This is a genomic window from Alistipes finegoldii DSM 17242, from assembly GCF_000265365.1.
GTDB classification, from domain to species: domain Bacteria; phylum Bacteroidota; class Bacteroidia; order Bacteroidales; family Rikenellaceae; genus Alistipes; species Alistipes finegoldii.
This window is the reverse complement of record NC_018011.1, coordinates 1,289,414-1,312,744: the sequence shown is the minus strand read 5'-3', so window position 1 is coordinate 1,312,744 and position 23,331 is coordinate 1,289,414. Positions and strand designations below refer to the sequence as shown.

Sequence of the window (23,331 nt, the reverse complement as noted above, 5' to 3'; positions counted from 1 at the left end):
AGTTCTATATAGTTCGATATGTACGCTGGAAAATTCATAAAATAAAGGTAACTTTGTCTTGACCGTCCGACGCAGGCCCTAAACGAGTCTGTCCTCCGGACGGCGCCCTTCGCCGCGGCCTGCCGCCGGGCGCGGGACGATGCCGGAGCCGACCCCTCCGGATGAAGGCCGACACCAATATATAAAAGAACCGATAAACCTTAAACTTATGTTATCTCGATCCAATCTTTGCAGCGGACTCGCCCGGACGTGCGGTTTCGCGCTGCTGCTTGCGACGGGCGTTTCGTGCGCGTCGCCCCAGAATGTGCTCACCGAAGCCGAGGCCGCCGACGGCTGGGAGCTGCTGTTCGACGGCAAGACGCTCGACCAGTGGAAAGATTACAACGGCGATTCGCTCACACAGCCGTGGCACGTCGTGGACGGCTGCATTCAGGCCAACGGCGACGGCAGCGACCTTTCGGGCTACATCGTCACCAAGAAACAGTACGAAAACTTCATCCTCGACTGGGACTGGAAACTCTCCTACGGCGGCAACAGCGGCATGCTCTACCACGTGCTCGAAGATCCCTATTTTAAGGTCCCCTATGTGACGGGGCCCGAATACCAGCTGATCGACAACGACGGCTGGGAGGCCGAGAACGCTCCTACCAAACTTGAGGAGTGGCAGCGGCTGGGCGTGGATTACGCCATGCACCTGCCCGATCCCGATTCGATGTTCGTCAACCCGCAGGGCGAGTGGAACAACTCGCGCATCGTCTGCGACAACGGCCATGTCGAACACTGGCTCAACGGACACAAGATCCTCGAATTCGATGCCTACACCGACGACTGGTTCGCCCGCAAGAACAGCGGCAAGTGGGAGACGGCTCCCGAATACGGACTGGCCCGCCGTGGCGTCATCTGCCTGCAGGACCACGGCTATCCGGCCTCGTTCCGTAACCTGAAGATCAAGGAGCTGCCGCGCAAGGCGGGCCGTGAAGTCGAGCTTTTCAACGGAAAAGACCTCACGGGCTGGGAAGCCTACGGCACGGAGAAGTGGTACGTGGACAAGGAGGGCAACCTCGTCTGCGAGAGCGGTCCCGACAAGGAGTACGGCTACCTCGCCACGCGCGAATATTACAACGACTTCGACCTGACGCTCGAATTCAAACAGCTCGCCAACGGCAATTCGGGCGTCTTCTTCCGTTCGTTCGTCGAGCCGCCCGTGAAGGTCCACGGCTGGCAGTGCGAGGTGGCTCCCAAGGGCCACGATACGGCGGGCATTTACGAATCCTACGGCCGCGGATGGCTGGTTCAGATTCCCGACGAGAAGGAGAACATCCTCAAGGAGGGCCAGTGGAATACGCTGCGCCTGCGGGTCGAGGGCGACCGGGTGCAGACGTGGCTCAACGGCGAGGAGATGGTGGACATTACCGACGCCAAGATCGGCGCCGCGCAGGGCCGCATCGCCTTGCAGATCCACGACGGCGGCGGGATCAAGGTGCAGTGGCGCAATTTCCGCCTGACGACTTTATAAACTACTAACATTCCGATAAACATGAGTACCTCCCGTAGAGATTTTCTGAAAACGCTGGGCGGCATGGCGCTGCTGACGATCGTCCCGCGCCAAGTGCTCGGCGGCCCGAAGTTCACCGCTCCGAGCGACCAGCTCACCAAAGGCATCATCGGCGTGGGCGGCATCGGCAAGAGCAGCTACCACTTCACCAGCAACAAGGACTGCCGGCTGGTGGCTGTCTGCGACGTGGACCGCAAACACCTCGAAAGCGCCGTTGCGCTGGGACAGAAGAAGTTCGGCGAGACGCTGGAAGCCTACAGCGACTTCCGCCGCCTGATTACCGACCCCAATATCGACATCGTGCATATCGCCACGCCGCCGCACTGGCACGGCATCATGGCCGTCGAGGCGGCCAAGGCCGGCAAGGACATCTGGTGCGAGAAACCGATGACGCGCACCATCGGCGAAGGCAAGCGCGTAGCCGAAGCCGTCCGGCGCAACAACCGCATCTTCCGCCTGAACACTTGGTTCCGCTTCAAGGATACCTTCTATGGTCTCGGCACGACGGTCGAGCCGCTCAAGAAGCTGATCGACAGCGGCCTGCTGGGCTGGCCGCTCAAGGTGACCATTTCGGGCACCACCGGATTCACGTGGAAGTTCTTCTGGGTGGGCCGGGAAAACCTCGCTCCTGAACCTGTTCCCGCCGAGCTGGATTACGACATGTGGCTCGGACCGGCGCCCTACAAGCCTTATAACAAACACCGCGTGCACAGCACCTTCCGCGGCTATTGGGACTACGACGGCGGCGGTCTTACCGACATGGGCCAGCACTACATGGACCCCGTGCAGTACCTGCTGGGCAAGGACGAGACGTCGCCCGTCAAGATCGAGGTGGACGCTCCGCAGCAGCATCCCGACGCCGTGGGCATCTGGCGTAAAATCGTCTATACCTACGACGACGGCTGCCAGATCGTCCTCGAAGGCGAGGGCTTCGAAAGCGAGGGCGACACGCCCTATATCGAAGGTCCGCTGGGCAAGGTCTACAAGGGTTTCCGCTGCACCATTCCCGACGTGATGGAGAAACTGGCCGAGATGCCCGATCCCGAACCGCAGAACACCGATTTTCTGGAGTGCGTGCGTACGCGGCGCAAATTCGCGCTCGACGAGCAGATCGGTCACCGCAGTTCGACGCTCGTGAATCTGGGCGCCTGCGCCCTGCGGCTGAACCGCACCCTGCACTTCGATCCCGACACCCAACTCTTCATCGGCGACGATGCCGCCAACCGACTGATCGATCAGCCGATGCGCGGCCCGTGGCATATTTAGCACCTGTTACCATGAAAAAGATAATCACACGACTGTTTATTCTGGGCGCCCTGATCGCCCTGATCGCCCTGCTGCCCGCAGGGGCCGCCGCCCAGCAGCTCGACGCCCGGCAGCGCAACGCCGAAACCGTCGTTGCCGACGGTCTGGCCCAGCTTCCGGCCGCCACGCCCGCCGTTTTCAACGAAGTGATGGGCGAACTTGCCGCTACGGGAAGCGCCGGTGTCGAAATGATCGCCGGCATGCTCACTCCCGCCGACAAGGGTAAGAACGCGACGCTCGAATACGCCCTGAACGGCATCACTGCCTACGCGACAGCCCCCGGAAACGAAGCCTTGTGCGCCGATGTCCGCAAGGGACTGGTTCGGGCGATCGAACGCTGCGCCGACAACGCCAACCGCGCTTTCCTCTTCTCGCAGCTGCAGCTCTGTTCCGCGGCGGAGGACGCGGCATGGATACTGCCTTATCTGGACGACTCCTATCTGTCCGACTATGCGATCCGTGCGCTGATTTCGACGCCCGGCACCGAGCCGGTTCTGCTCGCCGAGGCCCGCAAGGAGGGCCTTGCGGCCGAACGGAAACGCGCGCTGGCCTATGCTTTTGCCGAAAAGCGGATGACGCAGGCCGAACCCCTCCTGCTGGGATGGCTCGGCGGCGCCGACGCCCGGACGGCCGAACAGATTTACAATGCGCTGGCTGTCTGCGGTTCGCGCGCTTCGCTCAAACCGCTGGCCGCCGCAGCCGCCGAGGCCGGTTACGGCTGGGATAACACCGGCGCTGCCGATGCCTATCTGCGCCTGCTTGCGAACCTCGTGGCCGCGGGAGACGCCCAGCCGGCCGTGAAAGCCGCCAAGGGCCTGCTCAAGTGCGACCGCCAGTATGTGCGCGGCGCGGCTCTCGCGGTGCTTGCCGATGCGCTCGGCATCGAAAAGGCGATGCCTTACGTACTGGCCGCCGTCAAGGAGGGACCTGCCGAATACCGCTATGCCGCTTTGCAGACGCTCGGCAAGGGCGACGACGAGATCTTTGCGCGGGTTGCCGCCGGCATGCCGCGCTATGACGCCGAAACCCGGACCGCGGTGCTAGCGTGGCTGGGTGACTGCGGCGCCGTGTCGCAGAGCGATGTGATTACGGGCGCCGTGACTTCGTCCGACGACCGGGTCGCACGGGCCGCCATCGAAGCTTCGGGCCGCATCGGCGGCGAGCAGGCGCTCGCAGCGCTGGTCTCGGCGCTCGAAGGTCCTCGTGCCGAAGCCGCCGAGAAAGCCCTGCTTGCCTTCAACGGCCGCATCGACCCGATGGTCGAGCGGCTGCTTGCGCGGGATGACGCCGAGGTGCTCGTTCCGGCCCTCAGGCTGGCCGCCGCACGCCGCATGACCGTGGCCGCGGACCGCGTCTTCGCACTGCTGGAGACTTCCGACAAGCAGGTGCGCGAAGCCGCCTATGCCGCTCTTCCTTATGTGACCGGACCCCGCCATATGGACCGTCTGGCCGGACTGCTCGATGCCGCCGACGGACAGCATGCGGCGCAAATCCAGACCGCGCTGATCCGCACTTCGGCGCAGCTTCCGGCCGACAAACGCTACGGCGCGATCGCCGGCTACATGCGGGCGTCGAAAATTCCGGCGCGCTATTATCCCGTGCTGGCGCAGACCGGCACCCCCGAAGCCGTCGCCAGCCTGCTGGCCGGATTCCGCGAGGGTGACCGCGAAGCCGCTTTCGCCGCCCTGCTGACGGTCGAAAGCCCTGCGATGACCGATATCCTTTACCGCATCGCCGCCGAAAATCCGGCTCTGGCTGACCGCGCCCTGATGCGTTATGCCGACCTCTGCGCCAAACAGCCTGCGACTCCGGTCCGCCGCTGCCAGCTCTACCGGCAGGGACTCGAACTCAAACCCTCGGCCGCCGTGCGGAACAAACTGCTCGGCTACCTTGCGGGCGTCCATGAAGTGCCCGCCCTGATGCTGGCCGCCGACTACCTCTCCGACCCCGCAACCGCCGGAGCTGCCGCCGCGGCCGTGAAGACGATCGTCGCCAAGAGCGCTCCGATGCCGGGCGGCGAGGCTGTCCGCAGTGCGCTGGAGCAGGCCCGCGAGGTCTACAGGGAGCTGGCCAAATCCGACGCCGATGCGGGATACGCCGTCGATGAGATCACCGGACTGCTCGGCAAAATCCCCGCTGCGGGCTTCGCTCTTCTTCCGACCGCGGGTCTCGAAGGATGGACCGCCGTGACCGCCGATCCCGCCGGTGAGCGGAAACTTTCGGCCCGCCGGATCGCCGGCCTGCGCAAAGCCGCCGCCGAAGCGATGGCCGCGAACTGGAGCGCGGACGGAAACGCCCTCGTTTTCGCAGGCAAGGCTCCGAGTACGATCGGTACCGAAAAGGAATACGAGAATTTCGAACTCTGGCTCGAATGGCGTTCCGAAGGCGAAGCCGGGCTTGCCGTACGTTCGATGTCCCAAATCCGGCTGGGCGGAACCGAAGGCACCGGCCTGAAGACTCAGGGGCAGACCGATACCCCGGCCGCCGCTGCGGACAATGCTCCCGGCACATGGAATACGCTCTACGCAAAGGTCGTCGATGACCGCATCACGCTGATCGAGAACGGGGTGACGCTGGCCGAGAACGTCGTGCTGACGAACCCCTGCGCTCCCGGCGAACCGGTCTGCGTACGCGGCCGCATCGAACTGTCGGGTCTGGCGGCTCCTGCCTGCTTCCGCAACCTCTACATCGGCGAACTGCCCTCGACGCCTGTTTTCGAACTTTCGCCCGAAGAGGCGGCGCAGGGCTACGAAGTGCTCTTCGACGGCCGTTCGCTGCACAAATGGACGGGTAACACGGTCAATTACGTTCCGCTGGACGGCACGATCGACGTGACCGCCTCCTACGGCGGATCGGGCAACCTCTATACGGTCAAGGAGTACGGCGATTTCGACCTGCGCTTCGAATTCCGCTTCCTGCGCAGGGGCGTCAACAACGGCATCGGCATCCGTACGCCGATGGGCGTGGACGCCGCCTATCACGGCATGGAAATCCAGATTCTCGACCACGACGCGCCGATCTACAAGAACCTGCGCATCTACCAGCAGCACGGCTCCGTCTACGGCATCATCCCGGCGCAGGAACACGTCGTGTTCGGCGATCTGGGGACGTGGAATACGATGGAGATACACGCCGTGGGCGACCGCATTACGGTCACGGTCAACGGCCGCGTGATCCTCGACGGCGATATCCGCCAAGCCTGCAAGGGACACAACGTCTCGGAGGACGGCTCGAAGAAGAATCCCTATACCGTGGACGGCAAGAACCATCCCGGACTCTTCAATAAGAAAGGCCATCTCGGTCTGCTGGGCCACGGTGCGGGCATCCAGTTCCGCAACCTGCGCGTGCTGGACCTGAGCGCCGGCCGCCAATAGACGGCGCTGCCCGCCTCCCGCGCGGATGATCCCGTGCGGGAGGCGGACTCCGCACGGATGCGGCGCGGGCCGCAATTGTGAAACGCAAAAACTGCAAGACTATGTTTATACCCTGTATGATCGGATACGGCCAGCTGCTGATTATCGTATTCGTCGTGATACTGCTCTTCGGCGGCGCGAAAATTCCCGAACTGATGCGCGGCATGGGCCGCGGCGTGCGGGAGTTCAAGGACGCCATGAATACGGACTATTCGTCCGAAAACAAGAAGCCGAATCCGGCGGATGTCCCCGGAGACAAACCGGCGGATAAATAGTCCGGAGCACGGCGCGAATTCCCCAACGAACCGATATGTCGAAACCCAACGCCGGAAACGAAAGCGCGGAGATGGACTTCTGGTCCCATTTCGCGGCGCTGCGCCCCCATTTGGTGCGCGGTGCCGCCGCTGTCGTCGTGATCGCCGTCGCCGCATTTTTCGCCCGGCACTTCCTGATCGACGTGGTGCTTTTCGGCCCCAAGAGCGCCGGTTTCCCGACCAACCGGCTGCTGCTGGAGACCGGACACGGCCTCGCCGCGCTCTGCGGTTGGATCAACGCTTTGACAGGACTTTCGCTGAGCGTCAATCCCGAAGCGTTCGACGTCTCGAACCTCGATTTCCGGGTTATCAATACCGCCATGGCGGGGCAGTTCAACCTGCACATGAAAATCTCGTTCGTGACGGGTCTCGTGCTGGCCATGCCCTACGTCCTCTGGGAGTTCTGGCGTTTCGTGAAGCCCGCGCTCACACAGCGCGAAATCGCCGCCACGCACCGCTTCGTATTCTGGATCTCGGCCTGCTTCTTCACGGGCCTGCTCTTCGGCTATTTCGTCATCGTGCCGCTCTCGGTCAGCTTCTTCATCAATTACGAAGCCAGCGCTTCGATCGTGAACATGATCGACGTCAATCAGTACCTTTCGACCGTCATCGTCGCATCGCTGGCCTCGGCGCTGGTGTTCCAGCTGCCGCTGCTGGTCTACTTCCTGACCCGTATGGGGCTGGTCTCGTCGTCGTTTCTGAAACGCTACCGCCGGCACGCTTTCGTCGGCCTGCTGGTGATCGCCGCGATCATCACGCCGCCCGACATTTTCAGCCTGATTCTGGTTATCATACCTCTTTACTGGCTCTACGAACTTAGCATCCGTCTTTCCTCCCGCATCGAACGCCGCGATGCGGCGGACGGAGCCGTGGCAGCCGCTGTAATTTCCGCAACATCCGATGAAAACTGAAACAACCCTCTCCCGGCCCGTGCGGATCGTCGTGATCGGCGCCGGCAACCGGGCGCATAAATACCTCGAATACGCCCGCCGGAATCCCGAACAGCTCCGGTTGGCCGCGATCGTCGAAGTCAACGACCTGCGCCGCCGCGCCATGGCCGACGCTTTCGGGCTTCCCGACAAGTATTGCTACGCCCATTACGACGACTTCTTCGCCGAGGGGCTCGATGCCGACATGGTGCTGATTTCGACTCCTGAGAACGCCCATTTCGACCCGGCCGTGAAGGCTATCGACGCCGGATACCACGTCCTGCTCGAAAAGCCGATCGCCCAGCGTCTCGACGAATGCCGCGAAATCGCCCGGCGCGCCCGCCGGCGCGGCGTGCTGGTCGGCGTCTGCCATGTGCTGCGCTACCATCCCTATTTCGCCAAGATCCGCGAGCTGGTCGCTTCGGGGCGGCTGGGACACGTCGTTTCGGTCAACCATACCGCTTCGGTCGGACTCGACCGGGCCACCCACAGCTACGTGCGCGGCATCTTCCGGCGCGAGAGCGAAGCCAATCCGATCCTGCTGGCCAAATGCTGTCACGACATCGACTTCCTGCTGTGGCTGACGGGTTCGCACTGCCGCCTGCTCTCGTCGTTCGGGTCGCTGCGCTGGTTCCGTGCGGAGAATGCTCCCGAAGGCTCCGCCGCGCGGTGTCTCGACTGCCGGATGGAATCCGAATGCCCCTTCTCGGCGCGCGACCTCTACTACGTCCGCCGCGACTGGGTCTCGAACTTCGACGTGCCGCCCGGAGCGACGCTCGATGCGACGATTATGGAGGAACTGCGCACGGGAATGCTGGGCCGCTGCGTCTATCGTTGCGACAACGACGTGGTCGATCACCAGCTGCTTTCGATGGAGATGGACGACGAGGTGACGATGAGCCTTTCGATGGAGATGTTCACCAACGACGATTTCCGCAAGACCCACATCCGGCTCACGGGCGGCGAGATCGACGGCGACGAGCGTACGCTGCGGGTCCGCAGGTTCCGCGGCGGGGATGCCGAGACCTATGATTTCTCGGACATCGCCGGACAGCCCTTCCACGCCGGGGCCGACCTGCAGCTGATCGGCGATTTCATCCGCGCGCTCCGCGACCCCTCGCGGCCGTTCCTCACCACGATCGACGATTCGATCGAGAGCCACCGCATCTGCTACGCCGCCGAACGCAGCCGCCGGACGGGGGAGACGATCCGGATGGATGCCGCCGAATGATTTGCTTCGAGAAGACCGGAATTCCGGTCTTCTCCCGTTTTAGCATTAACTTTGCTACCTTTGTCCGAAACATCTCCGCCATGCAAACCCTTTTCTTCTGGATCGACTCGGTCAATAACGTGCTTTGGTCTTATCTGCTGGTCGCCCTGCTGTTAGGCTGCGCCGTATGGTTCACCGTGCGTACGCGCGGCGTGCAGTTCCGCATGCTGCGCGAGATGCTCCGCGTGCTGGGGGAGTCGGCGGGCGGCGGACGGCGGGGCGAGCGGCATGTCTCGTCGTTTCAGGCCTTCGCCGTCTCGCTGGCGAGCCGCGTTGGTACGGGCAATCTCGCGGGCGTCGCCACGGCGATCGCCGTCGGCGGTCCGGGAGCCGTCTTCTGGATGTGGATCATCGCCCTGCTGGGGGCTTCGAGCGCCTTCGTCGAATCGACCCTCGCCCAGCTCTACAAACGCCGCGGCAGGGATTCCTATATCGGCGGTCCGGCCTATTATATGGAACGGGGACTGGGCCGGCGCTGGATGGGCGTGGTCTTCGCCGTACTGATCTCCGTCACGTTCGGCTTCGCCTTCAATTCGGTGCAGAGCAACACGATCTGCGCCGCATGGGAGGGCGCTTTCGGCTTCGACCACCATTGGGTCGGCATCGCCCTGACGCTGCTGACGCTGGGTGTTATCTTCGGCGGCATACACCGCATCGCCCGCGTGAGCGGGGTGGTGGTCCCGGTCATGGCGCTGGGGTATATCGCCCTTGCGCTGGGCGTGGTGCTCTTCAATTTCCGGCGGCTGCCCGAAGTCGTGGAGCTGATCGTCGCCAACGCTTTCGGCTGGGAGCAGGCGATGGGCGGCGGCGTGGGAGCCGCGCTGATGCAGGGCATCAAGCGGGGGCTGTTCAGCAACGAGGCGGGCATGGGTTCCGCGCCCAACGTCGCCGCCACGGCCCATGTCTCGCATCCCGTCAAGCAGGGGCTGATCCAGACCCTTGGGGTCTTCACCGATACGCTCGTAATCTGCACCTGCACGGCTTTCATCATCCTTTTCGGTGGCGTCCCCGACGCATCGCTGTCGGGCATCCGGCTTACGCAGGCCGCGCTGGTCAGTGAAATCGGCCCCGTCGGCAGTGTCTTCGTCGCCGTGGCGATCTTCCTCTTCGCTTTCAGCAGTATCATCGGCAACTACTATTACGGCGAAGCCAATATCCGCTTCATCACCCGTCGTCCGGGCGCGCTGACCCTCTACCGGCTGCTGGTCGGGGCGATGGTGCTGTTCGGGGCCCTTGCCACGCTCGATCTGGCGTGGAGCCTTGCCGACATTACGATGGCGCTGATGACCCTCTTCAACCTCGCCGCTATCCTGCTGCTGGGGCGTCAGGCTTTCCTGCTGCTGGCCGATTACGTCGCCCAGAAACGGCAGGGCATCAAAAATCCGGTCTACACGCGAGACCGGATTCCTGAGTTGAAAGACAAGGCGGAGTGCTGGTAGCAATTCAGCAGGCCGCCGCCGAAGTCGGCCGGGGGCGTCAGTTCACCACCACATTCGCGAAATATTCGCGCAACAGCGCCGCCGCGCGGTCCAGCTGTTCCGGCGTATTCTCCCTGACGTCCGAGAGTTTGTACTCCTTTCCCATCGCTTCGTATTTGTGAACTCCGAGCGTGTGGTAGGGCAGCAGCTCGACCCGTTCGATCTGCCTGTAGCCGCCGAGCCGCCCGCCCAGCGTGCGGATGTCGGCTTCGGCGTCGCTGTAGCCCGGCACCAGCACGTAGCGGAGCCAGAAGGGTTTGCCGTGTTCTTCGAGCCATGCCGCCGTGCGGAGGGTTTGGGCGTTGTCGCGTTCGGTGAGCGCGAGGTGGCGTTCGGGATCGGCCTGCTTCACGTCGAGCAGGATCAGGTCCGCCAGCCCCAGCAGCTCTTCGACCGCCGGATTCCAGATGCTGCCGTTCGTGTCGATGCAGACGTGGACGCCCGCCTCCCGGAGCCTGCGCACCAGCGGCGCCAGCGCCGCGGCCTGAAACGTCGGTTCGCCGCCCGAAAAGGTCACGCCGCCCCGCCGTCCGTAAAAAGGCTTCTGGTCCACGGCCATGCGCAGTATCTCGTCCGGGGACGTGGGCGTGCCGCCGCAGGCGTCGATCGTGTCGGGATTGGCGCAGTAGAGACAGCGGAAATTGCATCCCTGCAGGAAAACGACGAGCCGGAGTCCCGGCCCGTCGAATGTTCCCATTGATTCGTAGGAGTGTACCTTTATCATCTTACATCCGCTCGTGGAAACTGCGGCTGATGACCTCCAGCTGGTGTTCGCGGCTCAGCTTGGTGAAGTTCACGGCATAGCCCGACACGCGGATCGTCAGCTGCGGATAGTTTTCGGGGTGCTCCATGGCGTCTTCGAGCATCGCGCGGTTCAGCACGTTCACGTTCAGGTGGTGCGCCCCCTTGGTGAAGTAGCCGTCGAGCATCGTCACGAGGTTCTCGATCCGCTCCTCCTGCGTCGGGCCCAGCGATTTGGGGATGATCGAGAAGGTGTTCGAGATGCCGTCCTGCGAGTCGCGGTAGCGGAGCTTGGCCACCGAGGCCAGCGAAGCGATCGCGCCGCTCTTGTCGCGTCCGTGCATCGGGTTGGCGCCCGGAGCGAAAGCCACGCCTTTGGCGCGTCCGTCGGGCGTCGCGCCGGTCTTCTTGCCGTACATCACGTTCGAGGTGATGGTCAGCAGCGAGAGGGTCGGACGGGCGTTCTTGTAGACGGGCAGCTTCTTCAGTTCCTCGCTGAAATAGTACACGAGGTCCACGCCCAAGTGGTCCACCCGGTCGTCGTTGTTGCCGAAGCAGGGGAATTCACCCTCGATGTCGAATCCGTCGGTGAGCCCCTGCTCGTTGCGGCGCGCCGTCACCTTGGCGTATTTGATGGCCGAGAGCGAGTCGAGGGCGATCGAGAGACCGGCCACGCCGTAGGCGAGGTTGATGCGCGGGTCGGTGTCCACCAGCGCCATCTGGGCCTTCTCGTAATAGTATTTGTCGTGCATGTAGTGGATGATGTTCATGGCCTCGTTGTAGACGCGGGCGATCTCTTTGAGCACCATCTTGTAGTTGCGCATCACCTCTTCGAAGCGCAGCGGACCCTCGGTGAGCGCCGGAATGCCTTTGACCATCAGCGTGCCGGTGTTCTCGCAGCGGCCGCCGTTCAGAGCCAGCAGCAGGGCCTTGGCCAAGTTGCAGCGGGCGCCGAAGAACTGGATCTGACGGCCGATGTCCTGATACGACACGCAGCAGGCGATGCCGTAGTCGTCCGAATGGCGCACTTCGCGCATCAGCTCGTCGTTCTCGTATTGGATCGAACTGGTGTCGGCCGAAACCTTGGCGCAGAAATCCTTGAATCCCTGCGGCAGGTCGGGGCTCCACAGAATCGTGAGGTTGGGTTCGGGCGACGGACCGAGGTTGTAGAGCGTCTGCAGGAAACGGAACGAGGTCTTGGTCACCTTCGTGCGGCCGTCGTTGAAGCGTCCGCCGATGGCTTCGGTCACCCACGTCGGGTCGCCGGCGAAGATGTCGTTGTAGGACTGCATTCTGAGGTGGCGCACCATGCGGAGCTTGATGACGAACTGGTCGATCAGCTCCTGCGCGAACACTTCGTCGATGTTGCCGTGGGCCAGATCGTACTCGATGAAGATGTCGAGGAACGACGAAACGTTGCCCAGCGACATTGCGGCGCCGTCCTGCTCCTTCACGGCGGCGAGGTAGGCCATGTAGACCCACTGTACGGCCTCCTGCGCCGAGTGCGCCGGACGGCTCAGGTCCAGTCCGTAGTATTCGCCCATCGTGCGGATCTCCTTGAGTGCCTTGATCTGCTCCGCGACCTCTTCGCGCAGGCGGATGCGGGCGTCGGTCATCGGGCCGGTCAGGCCGCGCAGGTCCTCGGTCTTGGCTTCGATCAGCCGGTCGGTGCCGTAGAGGGCCAGACGGCGGTAGTCGCCGATGATGCGGCCGCGGGCGTAGTTGTCGGGCAGACCCGTCAGGAAGCCCAGCGAACGGAACGAGCGGATCTCCTCGGTGTAGACGTCGAACACGCCGTCGTTGTGCGTCTTGCGGTAGTGGGTGAAAATATCCTTAACCTTCTCGTCCACGTCGACGCCGTTCTCCTTGCAGGCGCGCGATACGACGTTGATGCCGCCGAAGGGCTTGATGGCGCGCTTGAGCAGCTGGTCGGTCTGCAGACCGACGATCAGCTCCTGTTCTTTGTCGATGTAGCCGGCTTTGTGCGAAGTGATGGTCGAAACGGTCTTGTTGTCCAACGAACGGACGCCGTTGTTGGCGCGCTCCTCTTCGAGGGCCTTGAGACAGAGGTTCCAGATGTGCTTCGTGCGGTCGGTGGGACCCTGCAGGAAGGAGGCGTCGCCCACGTAGGGGGTGATGTTCGTCTGAACGAAACTCGTCACGTTGATCTCCTTGCTCCAAAGTCCGTCGATAAAGGTTTTGTTCAATTCCATAAATTATTATTCGTCAAAATGAGATTAAAATTGTTTTCTTTGGGATGCGCAAAGGTATGTTATTTTTTTCACAATACCGAACGCTGCGACGCATTTTCTTAAAAAATCTTAAAAAATACCTGCGATTTGTCGGACCATATCGCCCCGGAGCGTTTTTTCTGCAGGATGGAGTCCTTCGGCCTACGGTTTGGCCCCTGCTTTGCAGCGACGAATGCGGACCGGGATCGGGCGGCATCGGCAGCGTCGGGCCCGGCGGACCGGTGCCGCCGCAGATTCCGGCGGGCCGATATGTGCGACCGATGCGGCGGAATACGGCCCGGAGGTCTCGAACGCGCATCTTGCCTTCGGGTCCCGCCGCAGTTTTGCCGGGACGGGTGTATGCTGTTTTACCGGGGCGGGTGTATGTTGCGGACCTTTGCTGGTTTGCCGGGACGGATGCACGCTGTTTTGCCCGACCGGACCTTCGCTGTTTTGCGGGGTGGATGCACGCCGTTTTGCCGGGGCGAACGCTCACTGTTTTGTCGGACCGGGCGCATTGACCGGAATATTTCGTACCTTTGTCCCGGAAGCCGTCCCGTGTTTCTGGCGCCGCACCCGCTAAGATGCACCCCGCTGAGTGCCCACAGAGATGCGTGCCCGGCATGATGCCGCTTCGGCCCTGCCTGAACGCTCTGCGGCCGCGGACCCGAAGCGGCAGGAAACGGCGACCGTAATTCCGCAAAACCGATTCGCTCATGGAAGAACTGACTCTTACGACCCCCGCACTGCTCTTTTCGGCCGTCTCGCTGATTCTGCTGGCCTACACCAACCGTTTTCTGTCGTACGCCCAGCTGGTGCGCACGCTCAAGGAGCAGCACCTCCAGCACCCCTCGAAAGTCACCCGCGCGCAGATCGACAACCTGCGCCGCCGCCTACACCTCACGCGCACGATGCAGATTCTGGGCGTTTCGAGCCTTTTTCTCTGCGTGGTGACGATGTTCCTGCTGTATGTCGGATTTTTCGTCCTTTCGGCCTATGTCTTCGGCGCGGCGTTGCTGCTGCTGATCGGTTCGCTGGGCGTGTCGATCTGGGAAATCCAGATTTCGGTCCGCGCCCTCGAAATCCACCTGCACGACATGGAGAAATAGCCGTAATAACGAAGATGCCGCGACCTCGCGTCGCTGCATCTCCCACTAACCTACTTATGTAACCTAAAACCAACTTGGAAAACCTCGTCCGGTTTTCACACTGCAAATATACGGGGCCGTCGTTACTTTGAAATGACGGCCCCGTTACATTTCCGTTTCACGGGCCGGAGGACATTCCGCCGCAAACCTCCGGGCCGTGCAAACCTCCGGGCCGTGCAAACCTCCGGGCCGTGCAAACCTCCGGGCCGTGCAAATCTCCGGGCAAACCTCCGGCCTGCCGTGAACCTCCGGGCCGTCGCGTCCGCGGGCGCGGGAACGGCAGCGCGGCCCGTTTTCGCCCGCTCTTCGGACCATGCCTTTTTGGATTAAAAAGGCGCCTTTTCGTCGTTTTCGAGTTTTTTTATTAATTTAGCAGAGCGAAAACGGAGTGCGCCGACTCTCCGGCCCGGCCCGTTTTCCGATCTCCAGCGATGTTCAGACGTTTGTTCATATTGGCCGCCGTCGTGTCTCTCGGACTTCCTGCCGTCCGCGCGCAGGAGGGCGCGGCTTCGCATGCCGCGGTGATTCAGGCCGATACGCTTCCTGCGCTGCTGGAGCGGCTGGAACGGGACCCTGAGGATATAGACCTGCTGGTCGAAATCTGCTCCCAATACACCATGCGGAGCGAATTCGCCGCCATTCATCCCTACGTCTCGCGTCTCCGCAGGGCCGGCGCCGCGCACGACGACGAGCGGGCGCTGATGTACGCCGACCTCTTCTCCGGGCAGTCCTACCTGCTCGCCGAGGGCAGCGACTCGACCCGCATATACCTCGACCGGGCTTTGATCCGCGGGCGGCAGTGCGAAGACCCGGTGGCGCTGTGCCGGATTTACAATGCGCTGGGAATCTATGCCGTCAGCATCGAAACGAACTATTTCGGAGGCATCGAATATTTCCTCGAAGCGATGGAGTACGCCCGCAGCGCCTCGCTGAACCGCTTCTATCTGGTGGCGCAGTGCAATCTGGCCAATACGTATTACATGCGCAACGACCCTGCGGGCCTGAAATACGCCGAGGAGGTCTGCCGGCTGGGCACCGAGTGGGGTTACGACTACCTCGCTTTCGGCGGCGCGGTCATCAGCGCCTACATGCACTACATGCTCGGCGATCAGGACCGGGCTTTGGAATACATCCTCCGGACGCTTCCCGACACCGATAAATTCGGCTACCACACCGAGCTTTACAGCCTTTACGCCAATATCCTCCATGCGCAGGGCGACGATGCGGGCGCCGAACGCTATTACCTGATGGCGCTCGACCACATCGACGAGAAGGTCGTGACCGCTGCCGTGATGACCTACCTCAGTTACGGAACCTACCTGAACGACCGGGGCGAGTACGCCCGCGCGATTCCGGTGCTCCGGCAGGGCATCGAACTCTCGGAGCGGAGCAACAACGCCGTGCACCGCTATAAGCTTTACCTGCGTATCTCCGAGGCCGAGACCGCGCTGGGCCGCTACCGCGAGGCGCTGGACTATTTCAAGAGCTACCATAGTCAGGCGGACAGCATCTTCAACGTCGAGCGGGAGCGTTCGATCAACGAACTGCGGGTCAGGTACGACGCCGAACGGCAGGAGAACATGCTGCGCAAGAGCGAAATCGACCTCATCCGCCAGCAGCGCCGATTCCAGCTGCTGCTGTTGCTGCTGCTCTTCGCCGTCGGCATCTCGACGGTGGTCTATATCCTCTACCGGCGCAAGGACAAGATGTACAAGCAGATCGTCCGGCAGCAGTACGAATTCCTGAAAAAGGAGAAAAAGGCCGCGCAGCCGGCCATGCCCCCCCCCGGCCCTACCTCCCCGCAGACCGAAAAGCCGTCGCCCGACCGTGACGACCACGCCGTGCGCGACGCCGAACTCTTCGCCCGGATCGAGTACCTGATGCAGACCGAAGGCGTCTACCGCCAGAACGACCTGACCATCGAACGGCTCGCCGAGCGGCTCGACACCAACCGCACCTATATCTCCCGTGCGATCAACCAGCAGGCCGGAAAGACCTTCAGCAGCTACGTCAACAGCTACCGCATCGACGAGGCCGTGCGGCGGCTTTCCGACGTCGATGACGATACGCCGCTCAAGGCGCTTGCCCAGACGCTCGGCTACAACCATCTGCAAACCTTCTACACTTCGTTCCAGAGCGCGATCGGCATGCCGCCGTCTAAGTACCGCGAGAAACTGCTCAAACTCCACCGCGAGCACCAGCTCTGAACGCAACCCCGTTTTTCGGGGTTTGTTTTTTTTCGGAATTTGTCAATTTTTACGAATTCCGAAAAAGAGCGTTTCATAAATCGTCCGGCTTCTTTTACTTTTGTCAATAGGTTAGTGAGGGGCGCCTGCCCGGTGCGGCGGTGCGTATCCTTTGGTTGTTTTGCTTGGCGGATGCCTGTTTTGCGCAGGCGGTGCCGTCCCCGAATCCGTAAGTATTCTTTTAAACGCTGTTCATATGAAAAAAACGTTACTATTCAGCAGTCGATCCTTGTTGACTGCGGCTTTGTTCTTCTGCGCCGCTTCGGTCGTCTCCTGCCAGAAGGAGGAGACCGCCGGCGCCGCGCCTTCGTGCGCCGCGCCTTCGTGCGCCGCGATCCGTCTGACCGCCGAGCCGGCGGAGTTCGTCCGGACCAAGAGCGAAACGGACGTCGCCTATGCCTCCCGCTTCGTGGAGGGGGACGCCATCGGCCTCTTCGCCGTGATCCGCTCCGATGCCGAAACGCAGGCCTATCGGGCCGCTTCGGGCAACTACATCCAGAATGCCAAATTCGTCCGTCAGGCCGACGGTTCGTGGCGTGAGGAAGGCTCCAAATCCTATTACATGGAGCAGGGGCAGGTCATGGACCTCTATGCCTACTATCCCTATGCCGAAAATGCCGATCCGACGGCGCTCGTCTACGACGCTTCGGTTGCCGAAGCCGACTTCATGACGGCCCGCACGCCGGGATTCAGCGAGCGCGACGGCGAGATCAGACTCGTGTTCCGCCATAAGCTGGCGCTGGCCGAAGCCTTCGTCGCGGACGCCGACAAACTGACCGATTACGCCGTGACGGTGCAGGACGTGCGCACGAAAGCCGTCTTCTCGCTGGCGGCCGCGGCCCAAGATGCCTAAATGCAGTCCGTGGACGCCAAGACGGCTTCGGTGGCGATGACGCGCTGCGGCAACGCCTTCCGCGCTTACCTGCCGGCGCAGGAGATCGCCGAAGGCAAGGCCCTGCTGAAGGTCGAGGGCAACGGCTTCGCTGCGTTCGACTATACGCATCCGGGCAAAACCTCGCTGGCCGCCGGTCAGGTCCGCAAATTGCTGGTTACGCCCGCTTTCGCCAATCCCGAACTGCTCCCCAACTGTTACGTCGTATCGCCGGGCGAGACGCTCTATATCCCCGTTTCGAAAGCCTTCGGCGTGTGGGGTAAGAACGACGTGCTGGCGGGCGAAGGCGCCGGCATGCTGGGAGCCATGGGCGCCCGCGTAGTCTGGGAGGACGTGCGCTATCTGCTCAACGGCGACGGCAACTGCTACTGGAGCTGGCATATCTGGGCCACAGAGTACGATCCTTCGCAGGTTGCGGGGCAGCAGACCGTCGGCGGCAACGTCTTCATGGACCGCAATCTGGGCGCCACTTCGCTCGTGAAGGGGCCGCAGAGCGCCGGATGCTTCTACCAGTGGGGCCGCAAGGATCCGTTCCAAGGTCCCTATACATGGATGATGTTCCTTAACGGCAATGCCGGCTGGTCGAACGACGGTATCGGCAAGTTTATGACGCTGAGGGGTTTCGCTTCGTCGAATGTGCCCTCCGAGAATCTCGTGGCTTCGGTCCGGCAGCCTTACCGCTATATTGTGGGTGTTTCGGACTGGCTGTCGCCGGCGGTTGGCGGCGAAGACTACCGCTGGAGCAACGCCGACGGTACGAAGGGCGTCTTCGACCCGTGCCCCGACGGGTGGCGCGTACCGTTTCGGGCGCGGGAGCCGCTTCCGCATGGGCCGATCTGAACGGCGTGTGGGATGCGGAGCGTACCGGATGCGTTTTTGCCGAAGGCAACGGGTACTATCCTGCGGCCGGCTATATCAATATCATGTCGGCGTCGGGTTCCGGCGGCGGCGCGGAAGCGGGTACTTCGGGCTACTGCTGGAGCGCATCGTCTGCCGGCAAGAACGGCTATGCGCTGACTTACAGCGTCTCCGCCATCAAAACCGAGGCCGAACCGAGCAAGACATGGGCCTGCCCCGTACGCTGCGTGAAGGATGTCAAATAGCATGCGGATATAGGAAGAAGACCGCCGCCCTTTCGTGGAGCGGCGGTCTTTGTTTTGGCGGCCGTACTGTGTTTTCTGTCCGTTGTTTTTCGTGTGGTGTTTTCTGTGCGGTGTTTTCCGGCCGCTGTCTTCCGGTCGTCCGGTCCGGAATTCTCCGCAGGCCTGTCTTCTGCCGCGCCTATTTTCTGCTTTCGAGGAAGTAGTGCTGCGACTTGAGCAGGTTGCGGGCCTGCAGGATCATCGTCTTGGTTTCGTTGAGGATCGTCAGATAGAGTACGCTGGCCCGCGTGCTGGCTGCCGGGTCGCCGTTGATGCGGCGCAGCTGGTTCTTGATCGCCTCGACGATGGTGTCGAAGAGCTTGTCGCGCATTTCGAGCACCATGTCCAGATCCGAAAAGTCCTTCGTGCGGAGCATGTCGTTGATTTTGTCGAAAATCGCCTCCACCTGATCGTTTACGCGCATCAGATCCACGATCTGCTCCTTCGACAGCCCTTCGTGGTTGTTGTCGATGTGTCCGAACGCAGGACGGGTGATGTGGATCAGCGCCTTGGTCACCTCCGAGAGGTAATCCGTCACCTGCACGTAGAAGTGCCCGGTGTCGATGTCGCACTGCTGCAGGCGGCGCAGCGTCGGCATGATGCCGTATTTGCGGTCGCGGGCCTCTTCGAAGAGCCTGTTCGACGACTGCACCATCTCCTTGAGCACCTTGCGGTTCTCCTTGAAAACGGCGACCAGCGTCCGGTTGTAAATGCGCGTCACCTGCTCCATCGTCGTGCATACTTCGCCGATGCAGACGCAGAGCACTTCGTCCGGAGTCTCGGCCTTGATTACCGGCAGTTCCTCCGCGGCAGCTTTCTCCTCCGGCTTGGTGCGGTGGCTGCGGATGAGCAGCCATGCGCAGAGAGCGACGAGCGTCGTGACGGCGATCCAGCCGCCCCAGAGCAGCAGCAGCGTCACGCAGAGGGCGATCAGGAATCCGCCGAGCGCGGTGATGAACCACCCCGAAATGACGGCCATGACGCCCGTGATGCGGTATACGGCGCTTTCGCGGCCCCACGTCCGGTCTGCGAGCGATGAACCCATAGCCACCATGAAGACCACGTAGGTGGTCGAGAGCGGCAGTTTGTAGGAGGTGCCTATGGCGATCAGGATCGAGGCGGCCGTGAGGTTTACGACGGCGCGGATCATGTCGTAGGGCGCCGACGAACGCTCCTCGGCAGGCAGCGGTTCGAAGCGTCGGTCGATGACTTTCTGCATGCGGTCGGGAATCAGCCCTGTCCATATGGTGTTGAGCGCGAGCGAGGCGCGTACCAGACTGCGCGATACGAAGGTCGAGCCGAACCGCTCGTCGCCCTCGTGCTGCGAGGCGAGTGAAAGCTCGGTTTCGGTGACGTGGCGCGATTTCTTCGAGAAGAAGAGCGTCAGGACCATCACCGCGCCCGACAGCAACAGCAGCAGGAAGTTGGCGCGCGCCGGATTGGCCAGTTCGCCCATCATGATCGACTCGCTGCCCGTTTCGCGGGCGATCTGCCATGCGTCGTAGCTGGCCAGCGGCACGCCGATGAAGTTCACCAGATCGTTGCCTGCGAAGGCCAGCGCCAGCGCGAAGGTGCCTGTGAGGATGGTGATGCGCATGATGTTGAGCCGCATGCGCTGGAAAATCCAGAGCACCACCGACGCCCCGGCCCAGAAGACGAACAGCGTTACGAGCACGTGCTCGCCGACGTATTCTCCGACCGAAGTCGGAATCAGCCCCGAACTTTTCAGCCCCTTGAACAGCGCGAAGTAGAGGATTCCCGCCAGCGAAATGCCGCACCATACGGCGCCCCAGCGGCGGAACACCTTCGCGTAGCGGAACGAGAAGATGAGCCGCGAAACGTACATGAAGAGCGACCCTGCGGCGAACGCCAGCGCCACCGAGAGCAGGATGGCCGCGATGATGGCCATCGCCTTTCCGGTGTTGATGTACTGCGAGAGGTCCGAAACCGAAGCGGCCGGATCGCCCCAGATGTGGTAGAGTGCCGCGGCGACTCCCGCGCCCAGCAGTCCGAATACCATCGACACGGTGGTCGAGGTGGGCAGTCCGAGGGTGTTGTAAATGTCCAGCAGCAGGATGTTGCCCAGCATCATGCCCAGAAAGAGCATCATGATCTCCGGGAAGGAGAATTGTCCGGGATAGAAGACGCCGCTGCGCGCCACCTCCATCATGCCGCTCGACGTGAGCGTGCCGACGAGGATGCCGGCGGCGGCGATCCAGAGGATGACGCGGCGCGGTGCGGCTTTCGATCCGAGGGCCGAGTTGAGAAAGTTGACCGCGTCGTTGGCCACGCCCACGACGATGCCCATCACGGCCAGCAGGCCCATGACGATGACGATGCTTGTGAATAGAGGACTCATATGGTCGTTTGTCGTTTGTTTTTCGGCGGCTCCGTTTTGGCGCTCCGCCGTATGTTTTCGTCCGGCCCTGCATCCATTTTCCGGAGGAGGCTTTCGCCCGCCGTCTTGGGCGGGGATCGCCGCCCTGCGGTGCGGGCCGGTCTTTCCGGTGCAAAGGAACGAAACGGATGTTACAAACGTGTTACGGACGGGTTGCGGCTCTATGAATGTTTGTGCAGGGTGAAGGTGAATTCCAGTCCGCCGCGCTCCGAGTTGCGGACCGAGATCGTGCCGCCGTGCATCATCACGGCGTTTTTGACGATCGCAAGCCCCAGCCCCGTGCCGCCCAGCTTGCGCGAACGCCCCTTGTCGATGCGGTAGAAGCGTTCGAAAATGTGGGGCAGGTGTTCTTCCTCCACGCCGATGCCGTTGTCTGCGAACTGCAGCGTGTACTGCTCCGGCGAGTTGTCCAGCAGGCGGATGAAAATGTCGCGTCCGCCCGAATAGGCCGCGGCGTTGTCCGCGAGGTTGCGGAACACCGAACCCAGCAGCGAGGGGCTGCCCTCCATTTCGAGCGGATAGGGGAAGTCGCAGTTCACGCGCAGCCGCTGCCCTTCGGGCCGGAGCTGCATGTCGGCGCGGATTTCGTCCACGATGTCGTTCAGCACGACACGCTCCTTGCGGATCAGCTGGCTCGCCTCGTCCATGCGCGTGACGGTCGAGATGTCGGCGAGCAGGCTGCGCAGCCGCGCCACCTGCGCGCAGCTCTTTTCGAGGAACGCCGTGCGCTTCTCCGCTCCGAGCCCCGGATTGTCCAGCAGAGTTTCCAGATACCCCTGAATCGCTGCCACGGGCGTTTTCAGTTCGTGGTTGATGTTGTTCGTGAGTTGTTTCTTGATGCGGATTTTCTCCTGCTGTTCGTGCAGCGCCAGCGCATGTTCGCGGTCGCGGTCGGCCGTGGTGCGCTGCAGGCGGGCGTACAGCCGGATGATATGGCTCGATATGTCGCCCAGCTCGTCGTGCGGAAAGACCGCCTGCTCATCGATCCGCTCGCCCCGCTCGGCGCGCTGGGCGAAATCTCTCAGCCGCGTGATGTTGTGTCCCAGCCGGCGGGTCGCGAAGTAGGCCGCCACGCTCATCAGCAGCGTGACGCCCAGCATGAACCACAGAAATTCGCGGTCTGCGGCCAGCACTTCGCGGAGCGTTATCGAATAGGGCACGGCCGAGCGGACGACGACCCCGCCGTCGGACATGGCCGAATAGAAATAGTAGAGGTCGGTGCTCTCCGAATGGCGGCGGATCGTGAATCCCGTGCCGCGGGCGAGGGCTTCGGCGACTTCGGGGCGGTCGAGGTGGTTGGTTTCCGGAAGGCTGCCGGCCGAATTGTCGAAGGTGACGCGCCCGGCGGCGTCGATCACCGTCACGCGCAGGTCGCCGAACGGTTCGTCGCGTGCGGCGATGAACTCCTCAGGCGTCGCGCCGTCGGCGAGGGCGTCGAGCATCCGCAGGTTGAAGAGCTGCAGGCGGGTGTCGAGCCGTTCGGCCTTGAACTGCTTTTCGCGGCCGTACTGAAAGACGATGAAGCAGGCGACCAGCGCCCACGAAAACGCGAGCAGCAGCAGGAAGAGCCGCCGGTGGTAGGAGAGGCTACTCCTCAAACCCGTACCCATAGCCCAGACGTGTTACGATGTGGTCTCCGTAGACGCCGATTTTGCGTCGCAGCCGCGTGATATTGACGTCGATGGTGCGGTCCAGCACGATTACCTCGTCGCTCCAGACCTGATGCAGTATCTCCTCGCGCGAAAAGATTCTGCCGCGGTTCGAAAGCAGCAGGGCGAGTATCTCGAACTCCTTTTTTGTCAGGGCCAGCGGCGTTCCGTCCACGGTGCAGATTTTGCGGACGAGGTCCATGTGCAGCCCTTCGAACGCGATCGCCCTGCTCTGGCCCTCCTGCGGTGCGGTGCGGCGCAGTACGGAGCGCACGCGGGCCAGCACTTCGCGCACGGAGAAAGGCTTGGCGATATAGTCGTCGGCTCCGATGTTGAGCCCCGCGACCGTGTCGTCCTCGGTGTCTTTGGCCGTGCAGAAGATGATCGGCACGGCGGCCGTTTCGGGCTGCGCCCGGAGCAGCCGGGCCATCTTGAATCCGCTCATCTCGCCCATCATGACGTCGAGCAGAATCAGCGAATAACGTTCGGGGTGCATGCCGAGAGCCTGTTCGGCGCTGTACGCCGTATCGACTTCGTAACCCTCGACTTCGAGATTGAACTGAAGAATCTCGCAGAGGGATTCCTCATCGTCCACCACAAGGATTTTGTGCTTTGTCATA

Annotated in this window: 17 protein-coding genes; 12 read left to right on the top strand and 5 right to left on the bottom strand. The window is 62.4% G+C overall.

All coding sequences use genetic code 11. The annotated features are described in order from the left end of the window. Positions 1–208: 208 nt before the first annotated feature. The 7 genes from ALFI_RS05880 (at position 209) to ALFI_RS05850 (ending at position 10,225) form a co-directional block, all read left to right on the top strand. A complete protein-coding gene (locus ALFI_RS05880; protein WP_014775141.1) occupies positions 209–1,516 on the top strand; it encodes a 3-keto-disaccharide hydrolase in 1,308 nt (435 codons plus the stop codon). Positions 1,517–1,537: 21 nt separating this feature from the next. Then, positions 1,538–2,821, top strand: coding sequence for a Gfo/Idh/MocA family oxidoreductase (locus ALFI_RS05875; RefSeq protein ID WP_009597508.1), 1,284 nt, complete (start codon positions 1,538–1,540; stop codon positions 2,819–2,821). Positions 2,822–2,832: 11 nt separating this feature from the next. Beyond that, the gene (locus ALFI_RS05870) at positions 2,833–6,234 is read left to right on the top strand and encodes a DUF1080 domain-containing protein (RefSeq protein WP_014775140.1); all 3,402 of its coding nucleotides are present in this window, start codon (positions 2,833–2,835) and stop codon (positions 6,232–6,234) included. Positions 6,235–6,335: 101 nt separating this feature from the next. Further along, on the top strand, positions 6,336–6,548 hold the full coding sequence (locus tag ALFI_RS05865) for a Sec-independent protein translocase subunit TatA/TatB (RefSeq protein ID WP_014775139.1): 213 nt from the start codon (positions 6,336–6,338) through the stop codon (positions 6,546–6,548). A gap of 35 nt (positions 6,549–6,583) precedes the next feature. After that, entirely contained in the window at positions 6,584–7,498 is a 915-nt protein-coding gene (gene tatC / locus ALFI_RS05860) for a twin-arginine translocase subunit TatC (RefSeq protein WP_009597532.1), read from the top strand. Beyond that, a complete protein-coding gene (locus ALFI_RS05855; RefSeq protein ID WP_009597499.1) occupies positions 7,488–8,747 on the top strand; it encodes a Gfo/Idh/MocA family protein in 1,260 nt (419 codons plus the stop codon). Before tatC ends, ALFI_RS05855 begins: the two co-directional genes overlap by 11 nt. Before the next feature lie 80 nt (positions 8,748–8,827). Beyond that, complete coding sequence (locus ALFI_RS05850) at positions 8,828–10,225, top strand: alanine/glycine:cation symporter family protein (RefSeq protein ID WP_009597552.1); 1,398 nt, start codon at positions 8,828–8,830, stop codon at positions 10,223–10,225. Between the two features lie 37 nt (positions 10,226–10,262). Here ALFI_RS05850 and pflA read toward each other — a convergent pair whose 3' ends face one another. Further along, positions 10,263–10,988 (bottom strand): pyruvate formate-lyase-activating protein, encoded by a 726-nt coding sequence (gene pflA / locus ALFI_RS05845; protein ID WP_014775136.1) that lies wholly within the window; start codon positions 10,986–10,988, stop codon positions 10,263–10,265. A 1-nt stretch (position 10,989) separates the two neighbouring features. Then, complete coding sequence (pflB, locus tag ALFI_RS05840; protein WP_014775135.1) at positions 10,990–13,218, bottom strand: formate C-acetyltransferase; 2,229 nt, start codon at positions 13,216–13,218, stop codon at positions 10,990–10,992. Positions 13,219–13,952: 734 nt separating this feature from the next. On the opposite strand from pflB, the gene ALFI_RS05835 reads away from it, so the two are divergent. From ALFI_RS05835 to ALFI_RS05815, 5 genes are all read left to right on the top strand, one after another. Beyond that, positions 13,953–14,345: a DUF2721 domain-containing protein gene (locus ALFI_RS05835; protein WP_009597509.1), complete on the top strand. Its 393-nt coding sequence runs from the start codon at positions 13,953–13,955 to the stop codon at positions 14,343–14,345. A 503-nt stretch (positions 14,346–14,848) separates the two neighbouring features. Then, positions 14,849–16,591 (top strand): helix-turn-helix transcriptional regulator, encoded by a 1,743-nt coding sequence (locus ALFI_RS05830; RefSeq protein WP_244265016.1) that lies wholly within the window; start codon positions 14,849–14,851, stop codon positions 16,589–16,591. 235 nt (positions 16,592–16,826) lie between these two features. After that, positions 16,827–17,483, top strand: a complete 657-nt coding sequence (locus ALFI_RS05825; RefSeq protein ID WP_081488087.1) for a fimbrillin family protein — start codon at positions 16,827–16,829, stop codon at positions 17,481–17,483. A 9-nt stretch (positions 17,484–17,492) separates the two neighbouring features. Beyond that, the gene (locus ALFI_RS05820) at positions 17,493–18,362 is read left to right on the top strand and encodes a hypothetical protein (RefSeq protein ID WP_155835643.1); all 870 of its coding nucleotides are present in this window, start codon (positions 17,493–17,495) and stop codon (positions 18,360–18,362) included. Continuing rightward, entirely contained in the window at positions 18,311–18,625 is a 315-nt protein-coding gene (locus ALFI_RS05815; RefSeq protein WP_014775132.1) for a hypothetical protein, read from the top strand. Before ALFI_RS05820 ends, ALFI_RS05815 begins: the two co-directional genes overlap by 52 nt. Before the next feature lie 178 nt (positions 18,626–18,803). Here ALFI_RS05815 and ALFI_RS05810 read toward each other — a convergent pair whose 3' ends face one another. The 3 genes from ALFI_RS05810 to ALFI_RS05800 form a co-directional block, all read right to left on the bottom strand. Then, positions 18,804–21,023, bottom strand: a complete 2,220-nt coding sequence (locus ALFI_RS05810) for an inorganic phosphate transporter (RefSeq protein WP_014775131.1) — start codon at positions 21,021–21,023, stop codon at positions 18,804–18,806. 200 nt (positions 21,024–21,223) lie between these two features. After that, positions 21,224–22,672 carry a sensor histidine kinase gene (locus ALFI_RS05805; protein ID WP_014775130.1) on the bottom strand — a complete coding sequence of 483 codons (1,449 nt, stop codon included), beginning with the start codon at positions 22,670–22,672 and terminating at the stop codon, positions 21,224–21,226. Further along, positions 22,650–23,330: a response regulator transcription factor gene (locus tag ALFI_RS05800; protein ID WP_014775129.1), complete on the bottom strand. Its 681-nt coding sequence runs from the start codon at positions 23,328–23,330 to the stop codon at positions 22,650–22,652. The genes ALFI_RS05805 and ALFI_RS05800 overlap by 23 nt, the downstream gene beginning before the upstream one ends. Position 23,331: the final 1 nt, after the last annotated feature.

Bases quoted from the DNA above. Each gene is read 5' to 3' on its own strand.
- ALFI_RS05880 (WP_014775141.1), top strand. From the start codon at position 209: ATGTTATCTCGATCCAATCTTTGCAGCGGACTCGCCCGGACGTGCGGT.
- ALFI_RS05875 (WP_009597508.1), top strand. From the start codon at position 1,538: ATGAGTACCTCCCGTAGAGATTTTCTGAAAACGCTGGGCGGCATGGCG.
- ALFI_RS05870 (WP_014775140.1), top strand. From the start codon at position 2,833: ATGAAAAAGATAATCACACGACTGTTTATTCTGGGCGCCCTGATCGCC.
- ALFI_RS05865 (WP_014775139.1), top strand. From the start codon at position 6,336: ATGTTTATACCCTGTATGATCGGATACGGCCAGCTGCTGATTATCGTA.
- tatC (WP_009597532.1), top strand. From the start codon at position 6,584: ATGTCGAAACCCAACGCCGGAAACGAAAGCGCGGAGATGGACTTCTGG.
- ALFI_RS05855 (WP_009597499.1), top strand. From the start codon at position 7,488: ATGAAAACTGAAACAACCCTCTCCCGGCCCGTGCGGATCGTCGTGATC.
- ALFI_RS05850 (WP_009597552.1), top strand. From the start codon at position 8,828: ATGCAAACCCTTTTCTTCTGGATCGACTCGGTCAATAACGTGCTTTGG.
- pflA (WP_014775136.1), bottom strand. From the start codon at position 10,988: ATGATAAAGGTACACTCCTACGAATCAATGGGAACATTCGACGGGCCG.
- pflB (WP_014775135.1), bottom strand. From the start codon at position 13,218: ATGGAATTGAACAAAACCTTTATCGACGGACTTTGGAGCAAGGAGATC.
- ALFI_RS05835 (WP_009597509.1), top strand. From the start codon at position 13,953: ATGGAAGAACTGACTCTTACGACCCCCGCACTGCTCTTTTCGGCCGTC.
- ALFI_RS05825 (WP_081488087.1), top strand. From the start codon at position 16,827: ATGAAAAAAACGTTACTATTCAGCAGTCGATCCTTGTTGACTGCGGCT.
- ALFI_RS05810 (WP_014775131.1), bottom strand. From the start codon at position 21,023: ATGAGTCCTCTATTCACAAGCATCGTCATCGTCATGGGCCTGCTGGCC.
- ALFI_RS05805 (WP_014775130.1), bottom strand. From the start codon at position 22,672: ATGGGTACGGGTTTGAGGAGTAGCCTCTCCTACCACCGGCGGCTCTTC.
- ALFI_RS05800 (WP_014775129.1), bottom strand. From the start codon at position 23,330: ATGACAAAGCACAAAATCCTTGTGGTGGACGATGAGGAATCCCTCTGC.